This is a genomic window from Massilia sp. S19_KUP03_FR1 (assembly GCF_036688685.1).
In the GTDB taxonomy this organism is placed as follows: domain Bacteria; phylum Pseudomonadota; class Gammaproteobacteria; order Burkholderiales; family Burkholderiaceae_D; genus JALYUM01.
Map to the genome: position 1 here is coordinate 151,790 of NZ_JAQQPS010000005.1, position 14,421 is coordinate 166,210.

At 63.7% G+C, this 14,421-nt stretch carries 20 protein-coding genes; 16 read left to right on the top strand and 4 right to left on the bottom strand.

The genetic code is table 11. The annotated features are described in order from the left end of the window. Positions 1 to 29 precede the first annotated feature (29 nt). The 4 genes from V6M87_RS07230 (at position 30) to V6M87_RS07245 (ending at position 2,585) form a co-directional block, all read left to right on the top strand. Positions 30 to 458: a thioesterase family protein gene (locus V6M87_RS07230; RefSeq protein WP_332875924.1), complete on the top strand. Its 429-nt coding sequence runs from the start codon at positions 30 to 32 to the stop codon at positions 456 to 458. After that, a complete protein-coding gene (locus V6M87_RS07235) occupies positions 455 to 658 on the top strand; it encodes a DUF1289 domain-containing protein (protein WP_332875925.1) in 204 nt (67 codons plus the stop codon). The genes V6M87_RS07230 and V6M87_RS07235 overlap by 4 nt, the downstream gene beginning before the upstream one ends. A gap of 5 nt (positions 659 to 663) precedes the next feature. Next, a complete protein-coding gene (locus V6M87_RS07240) occupies positions 664 to 1,554 on the top strand; it encodes an MBL fold metallo-hydrolase (RefSeq protein ID WP_332876070.1) in 891 nt (296 codons plus the stop codon). A 77-nt stretch (positions 1,555 to 1,631) separates the two neighbouring features. Continuing rightward, complete coding sequence (locus V6M87_RS07245; protein ID WP_332875926.1) at positions 1,632 to 2,585, top strand: NAD(P)H-dependent flavin oxidoreductase; 954 nt, start codon at positions 1,632 to 1,634, stop codon at positions 2,583 to 2,585. Here V6M87_RS07245 and V6M87_RS07250 read toward each other — a convergent pair whose 3' ends face one another. Both V6M87_RS07250 and V6M87_RS07255 read right to left on the bottom strand, forming a co-directional pair. Next, a complete protein-coding gene (locus V6M87_RS07250) occupies positions 2,586 to 3,002 on the bottom strand; it encodes a hypothetical protein (protein WP_332875927.1) in 417 nt (138 codons plus the stop codon). Between the two features lie 27 nt (positions 3,003 to 3,029). After that, positions 3,030 to 3,404: an MmcQ/YjbR family DNA-binding protein gene (locus V6M87_RS07255; protein ID WP_332875928.1), complete on the bottom strand. Its 375-nt coding sequence runs from the start codon at positions 3,402 to 3,404 to the stop codon at positions 3,030 to 3,032. Positions 3,405 to 3,460: 56 nt separating this feature from the next. On the opposite strand from V6M87_RS07255, the gene V6M87_RS07260 reads away from it, so the two are divergent. Genes V6M87_RS07260 through V6M87_RS07280 form a run of 5 tightly spaced genes read left to right on the top strand, consistent with a single transcriptional unit; the run spans position 3,461 to position 7,305 of the window. Beyond that, positions 3,461 to 5,278: an aminopeptidase P family protein gene (locus V6M87_RS07260; protein WP_332875929.1), complete on the top strand. Its 1,818-nt coding sequence runs from the start codon at positions 3,461 to 3,463 to the stop codon at positions 5,276 to 5,278. 1 nt (position 5,279) lies between these two features. Beyond that, positions 5,280 to 5,540 carry a hypothetical protein gene (locus V6M87_RS07265; protein WP_332875930.1) on the top strand — a complete coding sequence of 87 codons (261 nt, stop codon included), beginning with the start codon at positions 5,280 to 5,282 and terminating at the stop codon, positions 5,538 to 5,540. Then, positions 5,537 to 6,091: a DUF924 family protein gene (locus V6M87_RS07270; RefSeq protein WP_332875931.1), complete on the top strand. Its 555-nt coding sequence runs from the start codon at positions 5,537 to 5,539 to the stop codon at positions 6,089 to 6,091. The genes V6M87_RS07265 and V6M87_RS07270 overlap by 4 nt, the downstream gene beginning before the upstream one ends. After that, a complete protein-coding gene (locus V6M87_RS07275) occupies positions 6,091 to 6,912 on the top strand; it encodes a Rossmann-like and DUF2520 domain-containing protein (protein ID WP_332875932.1) in 822 nt (273 codons plus the stop codon). The genes V6M87_RS07270 and V6M87_RS07275 overlap by 1 nt, the downstream gene beginning before the upstream one ends. Before the next feature lie 15 nt (positions 6,913 to 6,927). After that, positions 6,928 to 7,305: an MAPEG family protein gene (locus tag V6M87_RS07280; protein WP_332875933.1), complete on the top strand. Its 378-nt coding sequence runs from the start codon at positions 6,928 to 6,930 to the stop codon at positions 7,303 to 7,305. 45 nt (positions 7,306 to 7,350) lie between these two features. Here V6M87_RS07280 and V6M87_RS07285 read toward each other — a convergent pair whose 3' ends face one another. After that, on the bottom strand, positions 7,351 to 8,988 hold the full coding sequence (locus V6M87_RS07285; RefSeq protein ID WP_332875934.1) for a DUF4394 domain-containing protein: 1,638 nt from the start codon (positions 8,986 to 8,988) through the stop codon (positions 7,351 to 7,353). Between the two features lie 222 nt (positions 8,989 to 9,210). On the opposite strand from V6M87_RS07285, the gene V6M87_RS07290 reads away from it, so the two are divergent. The 4 genes from V6M87_RS07290 to V6M87_RS07305 all read left to right on the top strand — a co-directional run bounded on the left by V6M87_RS07290 (position 9,211) and on the right by V6M87_RS07305 (position 11,523). After that, positions 9,211 to 9,573 carry a hypothetical protein gene (locus V6M87_RS07290; protein ID WP_332875935.1) on the top strand — a complete coding sequence of 121 codons (363 nt, stop codon included), beginning with the start codon at positions 9,211 to 9,213 and terminating at the stop codon, positions 9,571 to 9,573. Between the two features lie 34 nt (positions 9,574 to 9,607). Further along, entirely contained in the window at positions 9,608 to 10,231 is a 624-nt protein-coding gene (locus V6M87_RS07295; protein ID WP_332875936.1) for an alpha-ketoglutarate-dependent dioxygenase AlkB family protein, read from the top strand. Between the two features lie 142 nt (positions 10,232 to 10,373). After that, complete coding sequence (locus V6M87_RS07300; protein WP_332875937.1) at positions 10,374 to 10,946, top strand: outer membrane beta-barrel protein; 573 nt, start codon at positions 10,374 to 10,376, stop codon at positions 10,944 to 10,946. Positions 10,947 to 11,106: 160 nt separating this feature from the next. Next, on the top strand, positions 11,107 to 11,523 hold the full coding sequence (locus tag V6M87_RS07305; protein WP_332875938.1) for a hypothetical protein: 417 nt from the start codon (positions 11,107 to 11,109) through the stop codon (positions 11,521 to 11,523). Here the strand turns inward: V6M87_RS07305 and V6M87_RS07310 are convergent. Further along, positions 11,517 to 12,008, bottom strand: coding sequence for a phage regulatory CII family protein (locus tag V6M87_RS07310; protein WP_332875939.1), 492 nt, complete (start codon positions 12,006 to 12,008; stop codon positions 11,517 to 11,519). The genes V6M87_RS07305 and V6M87_RS07310 overlap by 7 nt on opposite strands. 82 nt (positions 12,009 to 12,090) lie before the next feature. On the opposite strand from V6M87_RS07310, the gene V6M87_RS07315 reads away from it, so the two are divergent. Genes V6M87_RS07315 through V6M87_RS07325 form a run of 3 tightly spaced genes read left to right on the top strand, consistent with a single transcriptional unit; the run spans position 12,091 to position 14,403 of the window. Continuing rightward, positions 12,091 to 12,813, top strand: coding sequence for a hypothetical protein (locus V6M87_RS07315; RefSeq protein WP_332875940.1), 723 nt, complete (start codon positions 12,091 to 12,093; stop codon positions 12,811 to 12,813). Further along, a complete protein-coding gene (locus tag V6M87_RS07320; protein WP_332875941.1) occupies positions 12,814 to 13,596 on the top strand; it encodes a hypothetical protein in 783 nt (260 codons plus the stop codon). A gap of 27 nt (positions 13,597 to 13,623) precedes the next feature. Then, positions 13,624 to 14,403 (top strand): hypothetical protein, encoded by a 780-nt coding sequence (locus V6M87_RS07325; RefSeq protein ID WP_332875942.1) that lies wholly within the window; start codon positions 13,624 to 13,626, stop codon positions 14,401 to 14,403. Positions 14,404 to 14,421: the final 18 nt, after the last annotated feature.

Consider the following 14,421-nt stretch of genomic DNA (forward strand, 5'->3'; position numbering starts at 1 on the left):
ATTCGATTGCATCGGCTAACCTTGCGCCCATGAACTCATCTTTCCAGGCAGGCTTGCGCTTCGATTGGCGCTATACCGTACCGGCGCGCGCGACCGTGCCGCAGCTCTACCACGACACCTCGTTTTGTCACGACATGCCCGACGTGCTTGCCACCGGCTACCTGGTCGGCATGATGGAACTGGCTTGCCTGAATGGCATGCGCGACTATCTCGACTGGCCGCGCGAACAGAGCCTTGGCACCATGGTCAATTTTCAACATCTGGCGCCGACGCCGCCCGGCATGGCGCTGCACATTCAGGTGGAAGTACTGGAAGTTGATGGCCGGCGCGTGCGCTTCCAGGTCGACGCCTGGGATGCGTTGGAGAAGGTCTGCACCGGCACGCATGAGCGCCACGTGATCGATGCCGCCCGCTTCAACGACAGGCTGGCGCAAAAAATCGCCAGGGCGGCCACATGAGCCCGCATGAGGAAACCCGGCCCACGCCGGTGCCGTCGCCCTGCATCAGCCTGTGCGAGATGGCGCCCGACACGGGCCTGTGCCGCGGCTGCCTGCGCACCATCGATGAAATCGTCGCCTGGGGCAGCGCCGACGACGATTACAAACGCGCCGTCTGGCAGGAAATCCGCCGCCGCGAAGAAACGCTCGGCTTCGACTGATGGCCATGACCGTGTTCGAGCGCGGTTGGCTCTCGTCGAACAACATCCTGTTCGACGGCCCCGACGGCTCGGCCCTGGTCGATAGCGGCTATGTGTCCCACGCCCCGCAAACGCTGGCGCTGGTGCGCCACGCGCTGGGCGAGCAGCCACTCGCGCGCCTGTTCAATACGCACCTGCATTCCGACCACTGCGGCGGCAACGCCCTCCTGCAAGCGCACTACGCCTGCCACACGGCGATCCCCGCCGCCGAGGCCGACAAGGTGCGCGCCTGGGACCAGGCTGCGCTGAGCTACCGGGCCACCGGCCAGCGCTGCGACCGTTTTACGTTCGACGCCGTCCTGCATGCCGGCGACGCGCTCACGCTGGGCGGAGACACCTGGCAGGTGCTGGCCGCTCCCGGCCACGACAACCACGCCTTGTTGCTGTTTTGCCCGCACCAGCGCACCCTGATCGCCGCCGACGCGCTGTGGGAAAACGGCTTCGGGGTGATTTTCCCGGAACTGGCCGGTGAGCCGGGGTTCGACGAGCAGCCCGCCACGCTGGACCTGATTGATCAGCTGGCCCCGCGCCGCGTCATTCCCGGCCACGGCGCGCCGTTCATGGACGCCGTCGGCGCCCTGGCGCGCGCGCGCTCGCGCCTGGCCTGGTTGGCGGCCGACCCGCAGCGCAATGCCGAATATGCCGTCAAGGTGATGCTGAAATTCCTGCTGCTCGAACGGCAAACGATACCCATCGCCGCCATCCCCGCTTTGCTGGAAGCCATCCCCGTTGTGAACGATGCCTGCGTACGGCTGCTGCGCACCGGCCCGGCGGAACTGGCGCCCTGGGCGCTTGCGGCGCTGGTGCGCGCCGGTGCTGCGCACAGCGTCGACGGCTGGCTGGTCAACGCCGATTAGAATCTAAAATCTAGCACGGTCGTACTTTTTTTCACGCTATAATCGACTCGCCCGATCAATCCGTCCGAAAGTCCACCATGGCGCTGCCCCTTGCATTGCAAAACCTGTCCTTACCCGTCATCGCGTCGCCGATGTTCATTGCCAGCGGTCCCGCGCTGGTCGCGGCGCAATGCAAGGCCGGCATCGTCGGCTCCTTCCCGGCACTGAACGCCCGTCCGGCCGAACTGCTCGACACCTGGCTGGGTGATTTGAAGGCGGAGCTCGATGCCTACCGCGTCGCCAACCCGGACGCGAAAGTCGGCCCGATCGCCGTCAACCAGATCGTGCACCAGTCGAACGACCGCCTCGCGCACGACGTCGAGATGTGCGTCAAGCACCAGATCCCGATCATCATCTCGTCGCTGCGCGCGCCGCCGAAGGAGATGATGGACGCGATCCACAGCTACGGCGGCATCGTGCTGCATGACGTGATTTCGATCCGCCACGCCCATAAAGCGCTGGAAGCGGGCGTGGATGGCTTGATTCTCGTCGCCGCCGGCGCCGGCGGCCATGCGGGCGGCTTGTCGCCGTTCGCGCTGGTCGGCGAAGTGCGCAAATTTTTTAACGGTCCGGTCGCCTTGTCCGGTTCAATCGCCACCGGCGACGCGATTCTGGCCGCGCAAGCGATGGGCGCCGACTTCGCCTACATCGGCTCGCGCTGGCTGGCCACGCGCGAATCGAATATCAGCGACGCTTACCGCGACGCAATCGTCGAATCGACCGCTGCCGACGTCGTCTACACCAATCTGTTCACTGGCGTGCACGGCAACTACCTGAAAAAATCCATCGTCAATGCCGGCCTCGATCCGGATGCCCTGCCGGAGTCCGACAAGAGCAAGATGAGTTTCGGTTCGGGCAGTGCGAAAGCATGGCGCGATATCTGGGGCGCCGGCCAGGGCGTCGGCTTGATGGACGACGTGCCGACGGTCGCCGAGATGGTGGCGCGCCTGACAGCGGAATACAACGCGGCGCGCGCCCGTCTGGCGCTTTAACTAAGGCGTAGCGCGCTTCTGCGATTCCTGGTGCTGCGCCACCAGGACCTGCGCGCTGTCCACGTTCACGCTGCCGTGTCCGCGCCGCGCCAGCGTCCATAGCCCGCCGGCCTGGCGGTACTCGAGCGTTTCAACAAAGTGGGCGAAGCCGCCATGTTCGACTGCCAGCACCAGCACATCGGGCTGGCGCGCGCCGAGCACGAAGCGGCTCTGCGGCACATCCTTCTGCACCACGCAGCCGGCATTGAATGGCCCGCCGCGGTCCGACAAGCCCGTCGCCGCCGCCAGGCTGGCGCGCACCGCGGCGGGTAAATCATCTAATGAGTTCAGTTGTACCCACGACGCGGCAGGCGCGGCCTGCACCGCCAGCATGAGCAGCGGCAGCGCGAAGGCGAGGACGGTCTTCAAAGGTGACATGGCGCATCTCCAGGTTGGATACGCCGATTATGCACCCGCAGCAGTTGGCTCGTTGGCCTCCGTGATCTCGCGCTGCAGCTTGCGCGTCAGCTTCGCAAACACGAGTTCATAGGAACGGCGCAGCAGCACCGTGGCTTCGGCATCGCTCAGTTTAGCCGCCGGCTGCACCTGCACCCATTTTGCGCGCGCGAGATAAGGTGCCGGGACAATGCCGGGGCGGTCGGTCAATTCGAGGAAGCGTTCGTCCTCGACCTTGAAACTGATGGCGTCGGCCGCGGCATCCACCTGTGTGACGGCGAACATTTTGGCACCGACGCAGAACACCAGGTTCTCGTCCCATTTGACGTCTTCCACGCAGCCGGGAAAGCTGCGGCACAGCTGTTTTGCTGCTTCGATATCCATGTCACGTCTCCGATGAAAGTCGTATCATAAGCGCTGTTTCCACATACGCAATTCTCATGTCCCCACTTGATTCCCACGCCAGCCGCGCCCGGCGCCTGACTGATTTGCGCGCCGCCATGGCGCAAGCGCAGGTCGACGCCGTGATCGTGCCCTCGGCCGACCCGCACCTGTCCGAATACCTGCCCGGCCACTGGCAGGGTCGCGAATGGCTGTCCGGCTTCACCGGCTCAGTTGGCACGCTGGTCGTGACGCCTGATTTCGCCGGCGTCTGGACCGACGGCCGCTACACGACGCAGGCCGAAACCGAACTGGCCGGCACCGAGATTGCCCTGATGAAAATCCCGGGCGCCGCCAGCGTACTGCACATCGACTGGCTCGCCGCGAATCTGCAGCCTGGCCAAACGGTGGCGGTCGACGCGCGCGTGCTGGGACTGGCCACCGCGCGCCTGCTGGCCGATGCGTTGAAAGCACGCGGCATCAATCTGATGACCGAGATCGACCTGCTCGACGCCGTCTGGCTCGAGCGTCCCGCCTTGCCCGCCGCGCCCGTGTTCGAACACGCTGCGCCGCACGCCACCGCGGCGCGCAACGCGCGCCTGCTTGACACGCGCACCGCGATGGCCAAAGCCGGCGCCGACGCGCATTTCATCTCGACGCTGGACGATATTGCGTGGCTGTTCAACCTGCGCGGCGCCGACGTCAATTTCAATCCCGTGTTTTTGGCGCATGCGCTGATCGATGCCGAGCGGGCCACCCTGTTCGTTGGCGCAAACAAGGTTTCCGACGCGCTGCGCGCGATCCTGCTGGCCGATGGCGTGCACCTGGCACCCTACCTTGACGCCGCCGCCAGCCTGCAAGCGCTGGCACCCGGCAGCACCGTGCTGCTCGATCCGCGCCGCGTTACCGCCGGCATGCGCGCCGCCGTGGCCGAAGGCGTGCGCGTGGTCGAAGCCATCAACCCGAGCACGTTTGCCAAGTCGCGCAAAAGCGCCGCGGAAGCGGCGCACGTGCGCGCTGCAATGGAGCAGGATGGCGCCGCCCTGTGCGCGTTTTTTGCGGACCTGGAAGCGACTTTGAACGACGCCGCCCGCGCGCCGCTGGACGAAGTGGAAATCGACCGCCGCATCACCGCCGCACGTGCCAGCCGGCCCGGCTTTGTCAGCGCCAGCTTCGGCACCATCGCCGGGTTCAATGCCAACGGCGCCATCATGCATTACCGCGCCGCCGAGGGGACTTGCGCGACCATCGCAGGCGATGGCTTGCTGCTGATCGACTCGGGCGGCCAGTACCTGGGTGGCACCACCGACATCACCCGCGTGATCCCGGTCGGCACGCCGTCCGCGGAACAACGCCGCGACTTCACCCTGGTGCTCAAGGGCTTGATCGCGTTGTCGCACACCCAGTTCCCGCGCGGCACCCGGTCGCCGCTGCTGGACGCCATCGCGCGCGCCCCGATCTGGGCTGGTGGTGTCGATTACGGCCACGGCACCGGTCACGGCGTCGGCTACTTTTTGAATGTACATGAGGGCCCGCAATCGATCTCGCCGACCACCATGCCAGAGCCGCACACGGCCATGGAGCCGGGCATGATCACGTCGATCGAGCCAGGCATCTACAAGCCGGGCCGCCACGGCATCCGCATCGAAAACCTGGTCTACAACGTGCTTGCGGACGTCACCGAATTCGGCGAATTCCTGCAATTCGAAACACTGACCTTGTGCCCGATCGACACGCGCGTGATCGATCCGGCTCTGTTCGACCAGCGCGAGATCGACTGGCTCAACGACTACCACGCCACCGTGCGCGCGCGCCTGTCTCCTCTGGTGACGGGCGCCGCGCGCGACTGGCTCCTGTTACGTACGGAGGCAATCTAAGATGGCCAGTGCCCGCTCCACCCGCGCCAGTGCCGCGGTCGACCGCCTGAAACGCCGCACCGGCAACGCCGGCTGGTCGATGTCGATCACCGGCGAAGGCTACTTCTTCCTCAGCGAAAAACCGGGCGAACCGCCCTTATCGAGCCCGCTGGAGCTCGATGATTTTGTCGCGTTCGTCAACAAGCTCGGGCCGCAGGAAACGCGGCGCATGACCAAGAGCGACATCGCGTTCGAAAAACAGCTGGTCAAAAAAACGCCATGACAGCGCAAGAAGTCCTCGATTTCTGGTTCAGCCAGCCGCCCGCGAACTGGTTCCGCAAGAATGCCGCCTTCGATGCAGAGGTGCGTGAACGCTTCGGCGCCACCATCGACGCGGCGCTGTGCGGTGGTCTGCGCGAGTGGGACGAACAGGGCGCAGCCGGCACGCTGGCGCGCATTCTCGTGCTCGACCAGTTCACCCGCAACGCCTGGCGCGCTACGCCGGCGTCGTTTGCCGGTGACGCGCTGGCGCTGGCGGCCGCCGTCCTGCTGGTCGACAGCGGCGCCGACCTGGCGCTGACACCGGACCAGCGCGCGTTTGCGTACATGCCCTTCGAGCACGCGGAAGACCCGGCCATGCAGGCGAAGGCGATCGCGCTGTTCACCCGGCTGACGGCGCAGCACGAGCGCTTTGCCGACTCGCTCGACTTCGCGCACCGCCACAGCAAAGTGATTGCCCGCTTTGGCCGCTTCCCGCATCGCAATGCCATTCTGGGACGCGCGTCGACACCGGAAGAAGCGGCGTTCCTGACCGAGCCGGGTTCCGGGTTTTGATGGCGACCTTGAACATCGTCGGCGCCGGCCATGTCGGCCGCGTGCTGGGTCGCCTGTTGGCGGTAAGCGGCAGCTATCAGGTGCAGGACGTGTTGACCCGCTCCCACGCCAGCGCGCTGGACGCGCTCGCCTTCATCGGCGCCGGCACGGCACTGGCCGATATGGCGTCGTTGCGCCGCGCCGACGTGTGGATGCTCGCCGTCGGCGACGACCAGATCGCACCGGTGTGTGCGCAGCTTGCCGCCACCGGCCTGCTGCACGGCGCGCTGGTATTTCACTGTAGCGGCGCCAAATCGTCGGCGGAACTGCAAGCCGCGTCGCAGTTCGGCGCGCACGTCGCCAGCGTCCATCCGGTGCGCAGCTTCGCCGACCCGTCTGCAGTGGCGCAGGATTTTACCGGGACCTTTTGCGGTGTTGAGGGCGACGCTGCCGCGCTGGCACTGCTGGCGCCAGCCTTGACGGCGATCGGCGCGCGCATGGTCGTCATCGATGCCGCTGCCAAGACGGTCTACCACGCAGCGGCGGTGTTTGCGTCGAACTACCTGGTGACGGTGGTCGACGCCGCCCTGCGCGCTTATCAGGCGGCCGGCATTCCGGCGGACGTCGCGCTGGCGCTCGCGCGCCCGCTCGCGACGGAAACCCTGAACAATGTATTCCGGCTGGGACCCGAGGCGGCGCTGAGCGGGCCGATCGCGCGCGGCGACTTCCTGACAGTGGCGCGCCAGCAGCAGGCCATCGATGGCTGGCACCAACCCACCGGCACCCTGTATGCTGCGCTGGCCGACGCGACGACCGCGCTGGCCGTACGCAAGCACGCGTAATTTTATGGAGTTCCAATGCACCTGACTGCCTGGGCCACGCTGGCCATTCTCGCCGTGTACTTCTGGACCGCTTTCATGGCCGGCCGCGCGCGCAATACCTATCAGGTGAGCGCACCGTCGATGGAAGGGCCGGCGCCTTTTCTGGCGGCGCAGCGGGTGCAGGCGAATACGCTGGAACAGCTGCCGCTGGCGCTGGCGCCACTATGGTTGTGCGCGATGTTTTTGGGCGACCCGTGGGCTGCGGCCGGTGGTGCAGTGTGGTGCGTGGGAAGAGTGCTGTACGCGCTCGGGTATTACGAGGCGCCGCCGAAACGCGAGGCGGGGTTCATGATCGGGCTGCTGGCTTCCTTGTTCCTGATCGGCGGGACGGTGTGGGGGCTGGTGCTGCGTTAAAACGCTTCCAGCGCGGCCACGATGGCCACGCCGGGCGCTTTGCCGTTACTTCAGCGCGATGGCGATGTCCATCAACCCAACCGTCGCGCCGCCCACCGCCGACGTCGCCGCCGTACCGGTCAGCAGGGCCGCCGCACCGGTCGTCAAATCGATGCGATACAGCGAGCTCGGACCCGTGACCGTGGTGCGCAGCGCAGCGATCGCCAGGCCATTGGCGCCACCAGCAATATCGAACCCGACATCACCCGCCACCGCGACACCCAACGCGCCTATATTGACCAGGGTGCCGTCGTTCGGCGGATTCTGCAGCGCCAGGCTGGCGCCGTCCAGATCGATGTCATACAACATGGTGGCCGTGGTGCCGGCATAGCTGTTGGTGTACGCCGCCCCCGTTACGACCGGCAATGCGCCGGCGCGGTTGATGGCGCCATCGGTCGTGGTCGCGCCGGTGTCGACGTTGATACGCAGGCTCTGGCCCGTGTTGCCGATCACGCGCAGGCGGTCAGCCACCGGATTGAAGTCGACCGCGAAGGTCGCGCCAGCAACCGCGCTGTACGGCGCCGTGGTATCGGCGGCATCCGCAGTCAGGGTCGACTTGACGGTGGCCACACCGGTGGCCGGTACGATCGTCACGATGCGGCCATTCGACGAAATCCCGTACAACAAACCATCCTTTGGCCGCACGTCGAAGCCGAGCAGGCGCTCGCCCGCCGCCAGGCCGGTCACGGCGACATTCGTGTCGAGCGTATTCGGATTCGCGATCTTGAAGGAGACGATGCGGGCGTCGTCGGTCAGGCCGTATGCCACTGGCGCGGCCGGGGTGCGCAGCGCGAAGCCGCGTGCCTCTTCGTCCAGGCCAACCGAACCGATCAGTGTAGCGGGCGCCGTCGTCGCAGCCAGGTTCAGCGAATACAGGCCGCGCACGCCGCCGACCGTCATCACGGCATAGCCGGTATTGGTTTTCGCATCGATATCGAAGCCGCCGATACTGCTTGCGGCCACGCCCAATGCAACCGGCACCGTCAGAGTGCCGTTGTTCGGCGGGTTTTGCGTGTACACCGTGTTGTTGGCCGCATCGATCACGAACAGGGTCGTCGTGGCGGTGCCGGCAAAGCTGTTGGTGTAGGCAGCGGCGTTGATGGCAGTGTTGACGGCGCCGCCGTTGATGGCACCATCGGTCGTGGTGGCGCCCGTATCGACGTTGATGCGCAGGCTCTGGCCGGTGTTGCTGACGATGCGCAGGCGGTCGGCCACCGGGTTGAAATCGACGCCAAAGCTGGTGCCGGCCAGCGCGGTGAATGGCAGTGTCGTGTCGGTGGCGTCGGCCGCCAGCGTCGACTTCAGCGTGGCCGCGCCGGTGCTGCCGTTGAGTGTGTACACGCGACCAAGGCTGCTGACCGCATACAGCAGGCCGTCGGCCGGGCGGAAATCGATGCCGAGCAGGTTCTCGCCCCCCGCCAGGCCGCTCACTGCCAGGTTGGTGCGCGCCGTGCCCGGTGCGGCGATGTCGTACGAGACCAGGCGATTACTGGCGGTAAGGACGAACACGTCCCCAGGCAGGACGACGGGGGGCGGCGGCATGACCACCACCGCGGTATTGTCGTTATTGCCGCCGCCGCAGGCCGCGAGGGTCAGGGCAATCGTGGAAACAAGCAGGCGTGGCGTGAAATGGATGGCTGACATGTGGAACTCCTTGCATAACGTGGATGGGCGCGCCGCTCGGCATAAAAGCCGCGCATGCTGTCACTACCCGCCGCGTTTCAGATTGGATGCATGCGTTTGAAAATAAAGTGACAATTTAGTGAGAGTGTTGCGACCTAGAACTAAATTATCTGGTAGTGGTCGACAAATCAGCGGTTTATCCCTAAGCTTGACCGACGAAATGATGATAAAGCGGGAGGTAGGATGTTGTTCCTGAAATCGACCAGCGTCAGCAAGGCGCCCGGCGTCTACGAAGTGGATATCGCCGCCAAGCCACCCGGCAAGACTTTCGGCGTGTATATCGCCACCAACCCGGACAAGTCACCTGCTGCCTTGCTCGCTGCCTTGCGCACGCTTGGCTTCGAAGAGGTGCACCAGAAAGGCTATACTCACCGCGACCGCGGCCAGGTGCTCGACGTGCATTTTGAAAAGAAGGGCACCGACCTGTTCCATGGCTGGACCACGGCCGAGTCGGCCGTGAACCTGGCCGCCATCGTCGCCCTGTTCGGCGAGCACGGTGTCACGGTCACGCCCCGCGTGATGAGTTTGTCCGAGGCCTACGCCTGATGTTCGCGCGCCAGGCCGCACTGCGAGCCTGCCAATGGACCTGTTTTCTGCCCGTTCCGAACTGACCCCGATTCCCGTCGATGACGGTGAACTGGCAATGCTGCTGCAACTGCCATTGGCGGCCAGCACTGCCGCCGTGATGGCGCAATTGATTGCCGACACGCCATGGCGCTCGGAAATCGTCACCGTCTACGGCAAGCAGCACCTGCAGCCGCGCCTGACTGCCGCGTACGGCGCCGCGCCCTACACCTATTCCGGACTGACCATTCACCCTTTGCCGTGGACGCCTATGCTGCTGTCCATTAAGGAAGCGGTGGAAACCGCCAGCAGTCACCGCTTCAACAGTGTGTTGCTGAATTACTACCGCGACCAACGCGACAGCATGGGCATGCACAGCGACGACGAGCGCGAACTGGGGCGTAATCCGGTAGTGGCATCGCTCAGCTTCGGCGCCACCCGCACCTTCGTCCTGCGCCACAAGCTCACCAAACAGACCATCAAACTCGATTTGCCCGACGGCTGCCTGCTATTGATGCAAGGCGCGCTGCAGCACCATTGGCAGCACGGGATCAACAAACTGACCAAAACCGTTGGCGCGCGCCTGAATCTGACTTTCCGGTCAATTAATTTGCAGGATGGAAACGGAATGCAAAAATAACTGGCTTTTCGGTCAGTTACGTTACATTCGCTTACAGTTCTTACGAAGTGTGCACCGTTATGTCGTTTGTCGTTTGCTATCTTGGACTTTGACGCGATTCAGTGTGAACCGCGCAACAGATGAACGACAAAAGGATGTTGATATGAAAAAGCTCATTTTTGCAGTGATCGCTGGTGTAGCAATTGCAGGCGCAGCCCAGGCGCAAGAGACCTATCCAAAGACCTACGTCGGTGTCGGCGTCGCTTCGGCGGACCACGATTTCTCGGCCGCAGGTGCCACGAATACGAATGCAGACGGCTGGAAAGCTTCCGGCAAAGTCTTTGCTGGTTACGAAATCAACCAGAACTGGGGTGCTGAAGTGGGTTACACCGACTTCCGCAAATCCGATGCCAGCTACACCTTGAATGGCGTGAATGGCCGTGCCGAAGCCGATGGCCACTCGGTCTACCTGGCAGCGAAGTACGCGGTACCAATTAATGAACAGTTCTCGGCGTACGGCAAACTGGGCGCGTCTTACAACAAGGCCAGCCTGTCGAGCACCACCCCGGGCCTGAGCTATGACGACCACCGCACCACCGCGTATGGCGCGCTGGGCGTGCAGTACAAGCTGAACCAGAACGTTGCGCTGGTTGCTGAATACGAGCGTTATGGCGAGAAGCGCGATTTCGGCGCCAAACCGGATGTTGTCACAATTGGCGCCCGCTACAGCTTCTAAGCTTAACGGCGCAATAAGTTTTAACTGAAAGGCCCGGTCGATCCTGTCGACCGGGCCTTTTTCCATGCTGGGGCGCGGTATTCATCGGCCCGGATTACCGTCGCAGGGCGGTGGGATTTTGTTATAGTTGGCCGACTAATCGTTTATCACGGAGGGTGTCATGCAAGGTGCAGGCGGAACCAGCGGCGGCAGTGGCCAATTTTTACTGGGCCTGGTCATGATGTGCGGCGGCTTTTATTTACTGCTCAATAATGTGATCGTCAGTTCGACCTTCGGGCTCGGCTCGCGCCTGTTTGGCATTGGCGGCTTTGGCGTCACGGGCGGCATTATCCTGGTGCCACTGGTGATCGGCATCGGCATGATTTTCTATAACGCCCGCAGTTACCTGGGCTGGCTGATCGCCATCGCGTCCTTCTTTGCGATGGTGTTCGGCGTGATCGCATCGGTCAGCCTGGATTTGCGCACAATGTCGGCGTTTTATCTGATCACGGTGCTGGTGCTGGCGTTTGGCGGACTGGGCCTGTTTCTCGGCTCGCTGCGCAGCGCGGCCCGTTCAGAGCACGCGCGGCCTCAGTGAAGGCCAGCTTCGTCCTGCCCGCGCAGGCGTGCGCGCCAGGCGCCCAGCGCCGACAGGGCCGCGTGGAATTCGCGCTCGATCAGGTCGGCCTCGACGGCGGTGACGACGCCGTCGCGCAGGGCGTCGGACACGGCTTCGGCCACGGCGCCCACTTCGCTCATGACGCGGCACACGGTTTGCGACAGGTCGTCCTGTTGCGCCAGGTTCGGCTGCGGTACCACGAACGCCGCCATGCCGTGGCGCACCAGCAGCGCGTGCAGCGGCAAATGGGCGTCAGGCAGGCCGGCGTTGTGGCAGCATTCGACAATGCGCGAGACTTCCTCGAACGACGGGTAGTGCGAGAAAATCGTCGGTGCCAGTTTATTGCGCAGCACGTTCGGTGAAATATCCAGTTCCTTTGCCAGCGCATCGACGCCGCCAGGGTACTTGCGCGCCACCGTGTAGAGCGCATCGTGCTGGTTCATGTCGAGATATCGACGGGTCATGGTAATCCTCTGATTTTTTTACCGGTGCGTGACAAACCATCAATTGCTATCCTGATTTTACTTACTAACGGCGACCCTGACCATGAAGACCTTGATCCACGCCATCCATGCGCTGCTGGTGCTGTCACTGCTGAGCATGAACCCGCTGGCCAGCGCCGAACCGCGCCAGTCGTCGTCCTCGTCGAAATCGTTCAAGGGCGGGTTTTCGTCGCAGCGTTCATCGACCCCGCCGGCGCGCGCGCCACGCCAGGATTCGGCATCATCGCGCGGCGGCTTTGGTTCGTTCAACAGCGCCCCATCGCGCGACACGCAAAAGAGCGATTCGGCCCTGTCGCGCCGGCTCGACAAGAACGCGTCGCAAGACAATGCACTGCGCACGCTCGACGCGCGCCGTGCCCAGAAGGAGCAGGCCGAGCGCGATACGCGGCCGGTGCCCGGTTACGAAAACCGGCAGGCTAGTGGGCAGTACGGCAACCAGCCAGGCGCGCCTATGCCGGCTCCGGCACAGGCGCAACCGCAGGGTAGCGGCTGGGGCGGCGTGGCGACGGGCATGGTGCTGGGGCAGATCGCCAGTGGCGCAAACGCCCGCAACAACAATGGCTATCCGGGCCAAGCGAACGTGGGCACCAGCAGCGCCAGCGTCAACCAGGCGTCAGGTGGCAGTTCGTTTTTTGGCGGCGTGATGCGCATGTTCATGTGGTTGATCGTGCTCTCGGCAATCGGCTGGCTGGTGTATTTCGTGGTGCAAAGGAAGCGCCGCAAAACAGAAGAAAACAAGCCAAATTACACATTCGAGGGGCAATAAATGGGCTGGAAAGACGTATTTAGTTATACCAAAGCAATGGCCGCCAACAAGGGTGTGGGCGACACCGCGCGCGCCGACGACAAGCTGCCGCTGGGTGCGCGCATCGGCAGCCTGGTGCAGATGCAGGTGTCGTCGATCATCCGGGCTCAGGCAAACGGCTCGCTGATCACCATGCCGGCCGCGGGCGACACGCGCATTCTGGCTGCGTCACAAATCAAGATTGCGCCGGCGACCGGGCTGTATCGGCTGTACCTCGTCACTGGCGACACCAATGCCGACGAAAAGTTTTTGCAGGTGTTCAGCAATGACGACGGCAGCGTGGCCGAAATTTTATATTGCACCCAGCTGGCCCGGGTGATTCCCGAAACGGAAGAAGACCAGGACGCCTATACCGGCGTGGCCGGCTACGGCCTGGGCGACGCCAGTTACACGCTGTGGCGCGAGCAGCTGGCCGATACGCTCACGCCCAGCGACCTGGCTAACGCGTTTGGGGAGGATGACCAGATTACGTATTCTCGCGATGCCGGCGCAGCCGATGCGGCATTCATTCAGCCCTTCACGGGCAAGGAAATCCGCATCGACGACGCGCAAGGGATGAAGGGATTGAAGCAGCAGTTGTATTTCATGCCGTATGTGCGCGAACTGCAAGGTGGCGGGCGCGAATATTTATTGATTACCACCGAAATTATCGACAGCGTCGATGGTGACACCTCGCGCCGTGGCATCCACGTCGACTTCGTGATTGCCATCCCGATGGAGCAGGAACGAATCACCGTGCAGTAATTTTCTACAATTGAGAGGACTAAGAACATGAGCAACGCAAGTGGATGGGGACTGACCGCACGACTGGTGTCGAAGCATTTCGGCGTATTGGGCAACAAGATTTCGGAAGCCATCGCCAATTTCGATCCTGAAACCGCGACCGAAGCCGACCGCGACCGCCTGGCCGAAACGCTGCGCGAAACCGCGCAGCTGCTGGCCTCTAGCCGCGCCGCCTTCGACAAGGAACGCAACGACGTTATCAGCCTGCAAAACCTGATCGCCAACGATGAGAAGGCCACCGAGACGCTGGCCCAGCGCCTCGCTGCCGGCACCATTGCCGAAGCGACCGTGACGATGTTCTGCGACGAACTCGAGGCGAACAAAGGGCGCTTGCCGCAGGAAATCCAGGAAGAGGCCGATGCCAAGTCGTACATGGACGAGCTGCAAAAGATCGTCGATGCGCTCAGCAAGCAATTGTCCGAGTTCGACGCGCAGGCGAAAAAGGCAATGCAGGCGCTGGCCAGTGCCAAGGCGCAGAAGGAATTGCAGGAACTGCGCATGGATCGCCAGTCGCAGCTGGCCGGTTTGTCTGGCATGCAGGGTAATTCGACCGCCTTGAGCGCCTTGACCAGGCGCGCGCAGGTGGTGTCGAACGAAGCGGCCGGCATGCGCATCGTGGCCGATATCGGGCAAAAGCCGCTCGACCAGCAAGCCGAGATCGATGCCATTCGCAAGTCGGTCAGCCAGCCAGCCAGCGGCGCCGAAAGTGCACTCGATCGCCTGAAGCGCTTGTCGGGCAAGCCGACGCCGCCGCAGTTGCCGCAGTAAGCAAAATAAAAGAGGACC